Raw genomic sequence first — 12296 nt, forward strand, 5'->3', positions numbered from 1 at the left:
GCTTGTTCGTGTTGAACGTGCAGTGAAAGAACGTCTAAGTCTAGGCGATCTTGATAATGTGATGCCACAAGATCTGATCAATGCGAAACCGATTTCTGCTGCTGTTAAAGAATTCTTTGGTTCTTCTCAGCTCTCTCAATTTATGGATCAGAACAACCCGCTGTCAGAAGTCACGCACAAGCGTCGTATTTCTGCATTGGGCCCTGGCGGTCTGACTCGTGAGCGTGCTGGTTTCGAAGTTCGTGACGTACACGTAACGCACTATGGTCGTCTGTGTCCAATCGAAACACCGGAAGGTCCAAACATCGGTTTGATTAACTCTTTGTCTGCGTTTGCACGTTGCAATGAGTACGGTTTCTTAGAAACGCCTTATCGCCGTGTAGTTGATGGTGTGGTGACGGATGAAGTCGATTACTTGTCTGCAATCGAAGAAGGCCAATTTGTTATCGCTCAGGCGAACGCAAAATTGACCGATGAAAACCGTTTTGCTGATGAGCTGATTACGGCGCGTCAAAAAGGCGAATCTGGCCTGCATCCTCGTGAACATGTTGACTACATGGATGTTGCGACGAACCAAGTGGTTTCTATTGCAGCATCACTCATTCCGTTCCTAGAACACGATGATGCGAACCGTGCTTTGATGGGTGCGAACATGCAACGTCAGGCGGTTCCAACTCTACGCTCAGAGAAACCACTTGTTGGTACCGGTATTGAGCGCAATGTAGCGGTTGACTCTGGCGTAACTGCGGTAGCGAAACGTGGTGGTATGATCCAGTCGGTTGATGCTTCACGTATTGTTGTCAAAGTAAACGAAGAAGAGTTAATTCCTGGTGAAGCAGGTATCGACATCTACAATCTGACCAAATACACCCGTTCTAACCAGAACACTTGTATCAACCAGCGTCCATGTGTGATGCCAGGTGAACCGGTGGCTCGTGGTGACGTACTAGCAGACGGTCCTTCAACTGACCTTGGCGAATTGGCTCTTGGCCAAAATATGCGTATCGCATTCATGCCTTGGAATGGTTACAACTTCGAAGACTCGATCTTAGTTTCCGAACGCGTAGTTCAAGATGACCGCTTTACCACTATTCATATTCAAGAACTGTCTTGTGTGGCTCGTGATACTAAGCTGGGTGCCGAAGAGATCACTGCAGATATTCCAAACGTTGGTGAAGCTGCACTGTCTAAACTAGATGAGTCTGGCATCGTATACATCGGTGCAGAAGTGAAAGGCGGCGACATTCTGGTTGGTAAAGTAACACCAAAAGGTGAAACTCAGCTAACGCCAGAAGAGAAACTTTTGCGTGCTATCTTTGGTGAGAAAGCATCTGATGTAAAAGATACGTCATTACGTGTTCCAAACTCTGTTGCTGGTACGGTTATCGACGTGCAAGTCTTTACTCGCGATGGTGTAGAAAAAGACAAACGTGCGCTTGAAATCGAGCACATGCAGTTAAAAGAAGCGAAGAAAGATCTAACCGAAGAATTCCAGATTCTGGAAGGTGGTTTGCTTGCTCGTGTTCGTTCTGTATTGCTAGCGGGTGGTTACTCTGAAGCGAAATTAGATGCGATTGAACGTAAAAAATGGCTTGAGCAAACACTGGCCGATGACGAGCTACAATCTCAGCTAGAGCAGCTTGCTGAACAATGGGATGAGCTAAAGGCTGATTTCGATAAGAAATTTGAAGCTAAACGCCGTAAGATTACTCAAGGTGATGATTTAGCACCGGGCGTACTGAAGATCGTCAAAGTTTATTTAGCGGTCAAACGTCGCATTCAACCTGGTGATAAAATGGCGGGTCGTCATGGTAACAAAGGTGTTATCTCGAAGATCAACCCTGTTGAAGACATGCCTTACGATGAAAATGGTCAACCTGTCGATATCGTACTGAACCCACTAGGTGTACCATCGCGGATGAACATTGGTCAGATCTTAGAAGTTCACTTAGGTTTGGCGGCGAAAGGTATTGGTGACAAGATCAACCAGATGATCAAAGAGCAGCAAGAATTAGCTAAACTGCGTGAATTCTTGCAAAAAGTGTATGATCTGGGTGAAACCCGTCAGAAAGTAGACATTGCCACATTATCGGACGATGAAGTTCGTACCTTGGCAAATAACTTGCGAAATGGTTTACCAGTAGCAACTCCTGTTTTTGATGGCGCGAATGAAACTTCTATCAAAGCTATGTTGCAATTGGCTGATTTACCAACATCAGGACAGTTAACTCTGTTTGATGGTCGCACAGGTGATGCTTTCGAACGTCCTGTAACGGTTGGTTATATGTACATGCTGAAATTGAACCACTTAGTGGACGATAAAATGCATGCGCGTTCAACGGGTTCTTACAGCTTGGTCACTCAACAGCCATTGGGCGGTAAAGCCCAGTTCGGTGGTCAACGTTTCGGTGAGATGGAAGTGTGGGCATTAGAAGCTTATGGTGCAGCTTATACACTACAAGAAATGCTCACCGTTAAGTCTGATGACGTTAACGGCCGGACGAAGATGTATAAGAACATCGTAGATGGTAACCACGCGATGGAACCTGGTATGCCAGAATCGTTTAACGTTCTGTTAAAAGAGATTCGCTCGCTAGGTATCAACATCGAGTTAGAAGACGAAGAGTAAACCTTAAGGTTCCCCTATGGGGGACCAAACTGGTTTTCTGGTAGGAAGGTGCTCGCTACATTACGCAGCGGGCCCTTTTAACTCCTTACAGGAGCTGATTGTGAAAGACTTATTAAACTTTCTAAAAGCACAGCATAAGACTGAAGAATTTGATGCAATCAAAATCGGTCTATCTTCACCAGACATGATCCGTTCATGGTCTTTTGGTGAAGTGAAAAAACCTGAAACGATCAACTATCGTACGTTCAAGCCTGAACGTGATGGTCTGTTCTGTGCGCGTATTTTTGGTCCGGTAAAAGACTACGAATGTCTTTGTGGCAAATATAAGCGTCTGAAACACCGTGGTGTGATTTGTGAGAAGTGTGGCGTTGAAGTAACCCAGACTAAAGTTCGTCGTGACCGTATGGGCCACATCGAGCTTGCTTCACCGGTTGCACACATCTGGTTCTTAAAATCATTGCCATCGCGCATTGGTTTATTAATGGATATGCCTTTACGTGATATCGAACGTGTTCTTTACTTCGAAATGTACGTAGTGACTGAACCGGGCATGACAGATCTTGAACGCGGTCAGATGCTGACTGAAGAAGAGTATCTGGATCGCTTGGAAGAGTGGGGCGATGAATTCACGGCAAAAATGGGTGCGGAAGCGATTAAAGATCTCTTATCGTCCATGGATTTGCAAGTGGAAACAGAGCAGATGCGTGAAGAATTAGAGACGACGAACTCTGAAACTAAGCGCAAAAAAGTCACTAAACGTTTGAAGCTGGTTGAAGCATTCCTGGCCTCTGGTAACAAGCCAGAGTGGATGATTTTGACGGTGCTTCCGGTACTTCCGCCAGATCTACGTCCTCTAGTACCACTAGACGGTGGTCGCTTTGCGACGTCTGATCTGAACGACCTATACCGTCGCGTAATCAACCGTAACAACCGTTTGAAGCGCCTACTAGAGCTTGCTGCTCCGGACATCATCGTACGTAACGAAAAACGTATGTTGCAAGAGTCTGTTGACGCACTACTCGACAACGGTCGTCGCGGCCGCGCGATCACAGGTTCAAACAAGCGTCCGTTGAAATCTCTTGCTGATATGATCAAGGGTAAGCAAGGTCGTTTCCGTCAGAACCTGCTAGGTAAACGTGTAGACTACTCTGGCCGTTCAGTAATCACAGTCGGTCCATACCTTCGTCTACACCAGTGTGGTCTTCCTAAGAAGATGGCACTTGAGCTATTCAAACCATTCATTTACAGCAAGTTAGAGACTCGTGGCCTAGCGACGACAATCAAAGCTGCGAAGAAAATGGTTGAGCGTGAAGAAGCGGTCGTTTGGGATATCTTAGATGAAGTTATCCGCGAACACCCAGTGCTACTCAACCGTGCACCGACACTGCACCGTCTAGGTATCCAAGCGTTTGAACCAGTACTGATCGAAGGCAAAGCCATTCAGTTACACCCACTCGTTTGTGCGGCGTACAACGCGGACTTCGATGGTGACCAAATGGCGGTTCACGTGCCTCTAACACTAGAAGCACAGCTTGAAGCGCGTACCCTAATGATGTCGACTAACAATATTCTGTCGCCAGCATCCGGTGATCCGATCATCGTTCCTTCACAGGACGTTGTATTGGGCTTGTACTATATGACGCGTGAAAAGATCAATGCCAAAGGCGAGGGGATGTACCTTGCTGGCCCAGCTGAGGCCGAAAAGGCATATCGTACGAAGAGCGCTGAACTGCATGCTCGCGTAAAAGTACGTATCACTGAAACCGTTGTCGATGAAGACGGTAACAGTACCACTGAAACTAAGATGGTTGATACCACGGTTGGTCGTGCCATGTTATGGCAAATCGTACCGAAAGGTCTGCCATTTAGTATCGTGAACCAGAAGTTAGGTAAGAAGCAAATTTCTAACCTACTCAACGAGGCTTATCGTAAGCTTGGTCTAAAAGATACGGTAATTTTTGCCGACCAAATCATGTATACCGGCTTTGCTTATGCTGCACTATCAGGTGTGTCTGTTGGTATCGATGATATGGTTGTACCAGCCGCTAAATATACTGAAATTGCTGAAGCGGAAGAAGAAGTCCGTGAAATTCAAGAGCAATTCCAGTCAGGTTTGGTAACTGCTGGTGAACGCTACAACAAAGTGATTGATATTTGGGCATCAACCAATGATCGCGTTGCGAAAGCGATGATGGAAAACCTTTCATCTGAACTGGTTGTCAACCGCGACGGTGAGCAAGAACGTCAAGAATCGTTTAACAGCATCTATATGATGGCTGACTCGGGTGCTCGTGGTTCTGCGGCGCAGATTCGTCAGCTTGCGGGTATGCGTGGTCTAATGGCTCGTCCGGATGGCTCGATTATTGAAACGCCAATTACCGCGAACTTTAAAGAAGGTCTGAACGTACTTCAGTACTTTATCTCAACCCACGGTGCGCGTAAGGGTCTAGCTGATACCGCATTGAAAACCGCGAACTCGGGTTATTTGACTCGTCGTTTAGTGGATGTAGCACAAGATGTTGTGGTTACTGAGCACGACTGTGGTACTCATGAAGGCGTTGATATGATGCCTCACATTGAGGGTGGTGACGTTAAAGTTCCGCTAACTGAGCTTGCTCTTGGTCGTGTGGTTGCAGAAGATATTCTGAAACCAGGTACAGAAGAAGTGCTTGTGCCGCGTAACACGCTGTTGGATGAGAAATGGTGTCAGATCCTGAACGATAACTCAGTTGACAGTATCCGTGTTCGTTCAGTCGTAACCTGTGACGCTGACTTTGGTTGTTGCGCTCTGTGTTATGGTCGTGATTTGGCTCGTGGTCATTTAGTGAACCAAGGCGAAGCTGTCGGTGTTATTGCCGCTCAGTCTATCGGTGAACCAGGTACACAGTTGACGATGCGTACGTTCCACATCGGTGGTGCAGCATCGACTGCAGCAGCAGAAAACAGCATTCAAGCGAAGAACAAAGGTTCGGTGAAGCTGCATAACGCGAAGTTCGTAACCAATAAAAATGGTAAGTTAGTGATCACATCACGTGCTTCTGAACTGACTATTATTGATGAGTTTGGTCGTACTAAAGAGAAACACAAACTGCCATACGGTTCGTTATTAAGCAAAGCTGATAATCAAGCTGTTGATGTTGGTGAAGTTATTGCTAACTGGGAAGCACATACACTCCCTATCATTACTGAGGTAGCTGGTCGTATTCAATTTGTTGATATGATCGATGGTGTGACTGTTTCTCGTCAAACCGATGATCTAACCGGTCTATCTTCAAGTGAAGTGACTGAACCTGCGGCGCGCCCTGCAGCGGGTAAAGATATGCGTCCTGCGATTAAATTGGTTGATGAAAAAGGAAAAGATGTATTGATTCCTGGCACTGATATGCCAGCACAATATTTCCTACCTGGTAAAGCGATTGTCAATATCGAAGACGGTGCAGAAGTAAACATTGGTGATACACTGGCGCGGATTCCTCAGAAATCTGGCGGCAACAAAGATATTACCGGTGGTCTGCCTCGCGTTGCTGACTTATTTGAAGCGCGTAAACCGAAAGAGCCTGCCATTTTGGCAGAACACACCGGTACCGTTTCATTTGGTAAAGAAACCAAAGGTAAGCGTCGCTTGGTTATCACACGTGATGGTGGTGATACTTACGAGGAGATGATTCCTAAGCATCGTCAGCTCAACGTGTTTGAAGGTGAGCGTATTGAACGTGGTGATGTTATTGCTGATGGCCCAGAGTCTCCACATGATATTCTGCGTTTGCGTGGTATCCATGCGGTAACGACGTACATCGCTAACGAAGTTCAAGAAGTCTATCGCTTACAAGGCGTTAAGATTAACGATAAACACATTGAAACTATCGTTCGTCAGATGCTGCGTAAGTGTACGATTACTCATGCTGGTGATTCTGAATTCTTACCTGGTGAGCAAGTGGAATACTCACAAGTGAAGATTGCTAATCGTCAGTTAGAGTCTGAAGGTAAAGAGCCTGCACGTTTTGAACGTGAGTTACTGGGTATTACCAAAGCTTCTTTGGCGACTGAATCGTTCATTTCTGCCGCATCATTCCAAGAAACGACACGAGTACTGACCGAGGCTGCCGTATCGGGTAAACGAGATGATTTGCGTGGTCTGAAAGAGAACGTTATCGTTGGCCGTCTGATCCCAGCAGGTACCGGCTTTGCGTACCATCAAGATCGTCAAGCTAAGCGTCAAGTAGAAAAAGAAGGCCCATCGGCTGAGCAAGCAACAGATAACCTTGCTGCTTTGCTAAATGCTGGTTTTTCTTCTAATGAGTAATCAATAGTTGAATGAAAAAAGGCACCTTCGGGTGCCTTTTTATTTGGTTTGGAACCATGGAGTAAGTTGGAAAACAGCGCCAACGAAGCTTTATGCTCCAGGTGGAATTGATAAACTATCAGCAATTAACTGAATTAGATAATCTTCCAATTCAAATCGTGATTCGAGCACTTCTCCGACCTTTGATAGATCATCATCAAAAGACTCAAGATCATCTTCGCCACTGAGCGTAGCATAACGGTCAGCAAAATTTAGTAACGGATCATTAGTCTGAGTTATTTGAGCATAAGTTTGGTTGATTTCATCGGTTGCCTTAAATCCAGTGGCTTGCCACTTGTTCATGACCATATCATAGATTTTGAAGTGGCCTTCAGAGATATAATCGACGAGCTCTTGGCTAAAGTATTGTATTGCTTGCAGAGAGGGGAGCTCACTAAAGGCCTGATTATCGGGTAGCGGCGCTGTTACTGCCAGTTGGCAATATTCAACTAGCAACTGCTGCCGTTTATCTAACCAGTGATCGATGACATCACTTGAACCACCCCATTGTTCTTGTGTTTTTTTTAACTTCTTTAGCATGGCCACGCCCTCATGATCGGATCATCGATTTGATGATCGTGTCTGCATATGTGTGGTGAAGACCACCATCCTTTGCTTAAACAAGAATTTATAGGCATGGAAATCAAATGACTACAAACTCTGGTATGAAATTAGATTGCCAGTAAAATGGTTGAACTGCAAGCGATCAGGAGTGAGTATGTTAGAAAATAGTGATCAAAAATCGGCTTATTGGTGTGTGGTATCAGGAAGTGAGATCTGGACGGTGAACGATACGATCCCACAAGGCTGCGCTGAGCAGTGGAATCTACCTTCATCACAGGCAGTGCTTATCGGTTATCAACAGGAGGTTCCGATATATTGGATCAATGCTCAAGAAATTGATTGCACCTTAGAAATGACTCATTTACGTGAATTGTTGCATTTCGATGATTCTCTGTTCTTAATGGCGAGTAAAGCGATTCAATATGGCCATATGAGCCAAACCATGCGATTTTGCCCTCAATGTGGTGGACGCAATTACCTTAATCACCATCAATTGGCAATGCAATGTCAGGAATGTCGAACCCTGCATTATCCACGTATTTTCCCCTGCATCATTGTTGCGGTTCGTCATCAGCAGCAAATTCTACTTGCTCAGCATCCTCGTCACCGTAATGGCATGTATACCGTCATCGCTGGGTTTGTTGAAGCAGGTGAAACCTTAGAGCAGTGTGTTGCTAGAGAAATCAAAGAAGAAACCGGTATATTGGTTAAAAATATCCGCTATTTTGGCAGTCAGCCATGGCCCTTTCCTTCCAGTATGATGATGGCTTTTTTAGCGGACTATGCCTCTGGAGAATTAAAGCCAGATTATTCTGAATTAACTGACGCACAATGGTTTTCTGCACAAAGCTTACCACCCCTGGCTCCGAAAGGTACAATCGCTAGAAGCTTAATTGAGCATACTCTTGTCACTATACAGCAAGAGACTGTCGGATCAATTAGCCAAAAAAAACCCTCCACAGTGGGAGGGGGTAAGTAAGATGTCGTTATGAGATGCTGAGTCAGAATAACACTCAGTTATTATTGTAGTTTTCGCTAGCAAACAAATTTGTAACATTGAATGAGGGAGTACGCAAATTAAGCATTGATTTAAAGGTGAATAACTTGATCTCGGTTGCAAAGCTTCCCACGATGGAAGTGAAATCAATGTTAGAATACTTAATAAAATACAGCCAAATAAGAGAAGTGGATAAACCATGACTGAATTAAAAAATGACCGCTATTTGCGTGCATTACTCAAGCAACCTGTCGATTACACTCCGGTATGGATGATGCGTCAAGCCGGACGTTATTTGCCTGAATATCGGGCGACTCGCGCTCAAGCTGGGGATTTTCTGTCACTATGTAAAAATGCAGAGCTCGCTTCTGAAGTCACATTACAGCCGTTACGTCGCTTTTCTCTTGATGCAGCAATCTTATTTTCTGATATTTTGACGATTCCGGATGCGATGGGATTAGGGCTTTACTTTGAAGCGGGAGAAGGGCCAAAATTCAAACGTCCGATAGCTTGTAAGCAAGATGTTGAAAAACTCATAATGCCTGATCCTGAAGGCGAATTACGTTATGTCATGAATGCGGTTCGTCAGATCAAAAAAGATCTAAAAGGTGAAGTCCCTCTCATCGGTTTTTCAGGTAGTCCTTGGACTTTGGCAACTTATATGGTTGAAGGTGGAAGTTCGAAAGCCTTCACAAAGATCAAAAAAATGATGTACGCTGAGCCGCAAACGTTACACTTATTATTGGATAAATTAGCGGATAGCGTCGTCGACTATTTAAATGCGCAAATCAAAGCCGGGGCGCAGTCAGTGATGGTTTTTGATACTTGGGGTGGTGTTTTAACGCCACGTGATTACCAAGATTTTTCACTACGCTATATGCATAAAATCGTTGACGGTTTGATTCGTGAACATGATGGTCGTCAGGTTCCTGTCACTCTGTTTACCAAAAATGGCGGCATGTGGTTAGAGCAAATTGCCGCCACAGGGTGCGACGCAATCGGCCTTGATTGGACAATTAATATTGCCGATGCAAAAGAGCGAGTGGGTGATAAAGTCGCCTTACAGGGGAATATGGATCCATCTATGCTGTATGCTCCTCATGAGCGAATTCGCGACGAAGTTGCAACGATTTTACAAGGGTTTGGTCAAGGAACGGGACATGTCTTTAACTTGGGGCATGGTATTCATTTGGATGTTCCACCAGAAAATGCCGGTGTTTTTGTCGATGCGGTGCATGAACTGTCTAGACCATTCCATCAATAAAGGATTCAACGCCTGCTGGTCAGGCGTTTTTTAAGTCAAACATCGTTTTATGTGCTGAACGGACTTACTTATTCGGCTCATTTATACTCTTAGATAACCCCTTTAAATAAGAATGTCGACGATAGATGAAAACAAAAGATCGAATTGTTCATGCAGCCTTAGCATTATTTAATGAACATGGAGAAAGATCCATCACAACCAATCATATTGCTGCCCATATAGAGATTAGCCCGGGCAATCTCTATTATCATTTTCGTAATAAACAAGAAATCGTACGAGAGATCTTTGCGCTTTATTCTGCGGAATTAATAGAACGTTTTACTCCTTGGCAGCGGCCTTATGAAAGCCTTACGCTTTTGAAGCACTATTTTGATTCAATTTTTACGTTAATGTGGAAATACCGTTTCTTTTACGCCAATTTACCGGAAATTTTGCAGCGAGATGAGCCGTTGCATAATGACTATATTCAAGTACAAGCAAAGCTACAGTCGAATTTAGTTGACATTATGCAGGTATTTGTTGAGATGAAACTGTTAAAACTTGAGCATGATGACATGAAAAAAATGGTGACAACTTTACATTTGATTGCTTCAAGTTGGTTGACTTATCAATCGGCGATGTCTTTAAGTTCAAAAATTACCGAATCGGTTATTCACCAAGGCATGCTACAAATTATTTCTGTCATGAAATCGAATGCGACCGAACAAGGATTAGAACAACTGCAATTATTAGAAGATGGCGTGCGGATTATGCATGTCTAATTGCAATGAGATATAACTTTTTTATCTTGCTTGTTCATGCGTAATCACCCTACATTATTGCTATTCATTCTCCTACTTTGGTTGTTTCGCCATGCATTATGATGTGTTTAATGGTGATGCCGACGGTATCATAGCGCTGTTACAGCTACGTCTGGCTAATCCGTGTAATAGTCAATTGATCACCGGGGTTAAGCGAGATATTCAATTATTACAGTCTTTATCCGTAACATCAGCAGACAGTCTTACCGTTTTGGATCTTTCACTGGCAAAAAATGTGCTAGATTTACAGCGAATTTTGGATAGTGGGGCACAGGTTTTTTACGCCGACCATCACCAAACGGGCCCTATCCCTATTCATCCGAACCTTACGACAGCGATTGATTTAAGTGCAAATACTTGTACTGGATTGATTATTGATCGTCTGCTAAATGGACAATATCACCATTGGGCGATTACTGCTGCGTACGGCGATAATTTACTTGAAATCGGGGATCATCTCGCTGGCTTAGCCGGTTTAACGAGCTTGCAATCAGAGCAGTTAAAGCGATTAGGCACCTTAATCAATTACAATGGTTATGGGCAATCACTGCAAGATTTACATTATCACCCAGCGGATTTATTCCGTGCTTTACTTGACTATCCTTCTCCATTTGAGCTGATTGCTGAGCCTCTCTCTCCTTATTCCATATTAGATCAGTGTTATCAACAAGATATGGAGCAAGTCCTTGCTGTCCCTGCGTATTATGAAAGTCGTGTATTACGTGTTTTCGAATTGCCAGCGGAAGCGTTATCGCATCGGGTGAGTGGGGTATACAGTAATTTGCTCGCAAACCAACAACATCAAAAGGCGCATTTAGTACTCACTCGGTTAGACAGTGACAGCTATACCGTTTCATTGCGAGCGCCATTAGTCAATAAGCAAGGTGCAGGCACGGTTTGTGCTCAGTTTTCCTCTGGTGGTGGGCGTGAGGCTGCTGGTGGAATTAATCGATTATCTAAACAAGATATTACTCAATTAATTTCAAGCGTTGAAAACTACTACCAAGCTTAATCTACACAATTAACGAGTGAGCCAATGGCGGGGGTTTTCTGCTTTACTGTTACGGCGGATTTCAAAATATAAGGCTGGGCGTGTTTGTCCGCCAGTATCACCTGCCAGTGCAAGTGTTTCCCCAGCTGCTACTTTGTCGCCTTCTTTTTTCATCAGTGATTGGTTATAACCATATAGTGTCATATCACCTTGACCATGATCGAGTAAAATAACTAATCCATAACCTCTTAAATACTCGGCAAAGACAACGGTTCCGGGATAAACCGCCTTAACAGCTTGGCCATAACTAGCATTAATCACCATCCCTTTCCAATCCACTTGTCCGGTTTGTCGCTCACCAAATTGATGTAAAACCTGCCCTTGAATCGGCCAAGGTAGTTTACCTCGTTGTTTGGCAAGTCCATCCATGGGGACTGCATTGCGTTTGGCGGCTTTAGCTATTTCCGCTTTTAAGCGAGTTTCATTACGTTGTAATTCCGCCAGATAGACTTTATCGCCAGAGATGCTTTTGCTAATTGAGGTAATGGTCTGTTGTCGTTTTTGTTGAGTCTTGCTTAATTGATCGCGCTTTTGTGTTTGTTGCTGTAGTAGCGTGGTGATTTGTTCCCGTTCCAACTGGAGTTGGTGTTCATTTTCGTTTAGTGTTTGGCGAGTGGCTTCCAGTTGCTGAATCATTGCCGAGCGACTT

At 44.4% G+C, this 12296-nt stretch carries 8 protein-coding genes; 6 read left to right on the forward strand and 2 right to left on the reverse strand.

The window, feature by feature from the left end:
* Together rpoB and rpoC are read left to right on the forward strand one after the other, a co-directional pair.
* Positions 1 to 2629, forward strand: a 2629-nt coding sequence (gene rpoB / locus B7C60_RS01545; protein WP_245868390.1) for a DNA-directed RNA polymerase subunit beta, incomplete at its 5' end; no start/stop codon positions are given.
* A gap of 100 nt (positions 2630 to 2729) precedes the next feature.
* Positions 2730 to 6932 carry a DNA-directed RNA polymerase subunit beta' gene (rpoC, locus tag B7C60_RS01550; RefSeq protein ID WP_099610158.1) on the forward strand — a complete coding sequence of 1401 codons (4203 nt, stop codon included), beginning with the start codon at positions 2730 to 2732 and terminating at the stop codon, positions 6930 to 6932.
* 90 nt (positions 6933 to 7022) lie between these two features.
* Here the strand turns inward: rpoC and rsd are convergent, their stop codons facing one another.
* Entirely contained in the window at positions 7023 to 7511 is a 489-nt protein-coding gene (gene rsd / locus B7C60_RS01555) for a sigma D regulator (protein ID WP_099610135.1), read from the reverse strand.
* Positions 7512 to 7689: 178 nt separating this feature from the next.
* Between rsd and nudC the strand changes: the two genes are divergently transcribed.
* The 4 genes from nudC to B7C60_RS01575 all read left to right on the forward strand — a co-directional run bounded on the left by nudC (position 7690) and on the right by B7C60_RS01575 (position 11608).
* Positions 7690 to 8514, forward strand: coding sequence for an NAD(+) diphosphatase (nudC, locus tag B7C60_RS01560; protein ID WP_099610136.1), 825 nt, complete (start codon positions 7690 to 7692; stop codon positions 8512 to 8514).
* 217 nt (positions 8515 to 8731) lie between these two features.
* The gene (hemE, locus tag B7C60_RS01565) at positions 8732 to 9796 is read left to right on the forward strand and encodes a uroporphyrinogen decarboxylase (RefSeq protein ID WP_099610137.1); all 1065 of its coding nucleotides are present in this window, start codon (positions 8732 to 8734) and stop codon (positions 9794 to 9796) included.
* A gap of 125 nt (positions 9797 to 9921) precedes the next feature.
* The gene (locus B7C60_RS01570) at positions 9922 to 10557 is read left to right on the forward strand and encodes a TetR/AcrR family transcriptional regulator (RefSeq protein WP_099610138.1); all 636 of its coding nucleotides are present in this window, start codon (positions 9922 to 9924) and stop codon (positions 10555 to 10557) included.
* Between the two features lie 91 nt (positions 10558 to 10648).
* Positions 10649 to 11608 (forward strand): acetyltransferase, encoded by a 960-nt coding sequence (locus B7C60_RS01575; protein ID WP_099610139.1) that lies wholly within the window; start codon positions 10649 to 10651, stop codon positions 11606 to 11608.
* Between the two features lie 9 nt (positions 11609 to 11617).
* On the opposite strand, the gene B7C60_RS17480 is transcribed toward B7C60_RS01575, so the two are convergent.
* Positions 11618 to 12296, reverse strand: a 679-nt coding sequence (locus B7C60_RS17480) for a murein hydrolase activator EnvC family protein (protein ID WP_245868391.1), incomplete at its 5' end; no start/stop codon positions are given.

Source organism: Vibrio fujianensis (genome assembly GCF_002749895.1).
GTDB lineage: Bacteria > Pseudomonadota > Gammaproteobacteria > Enterobacterales > Vibrionaceae > Vibrio > Vibrio fujianensis.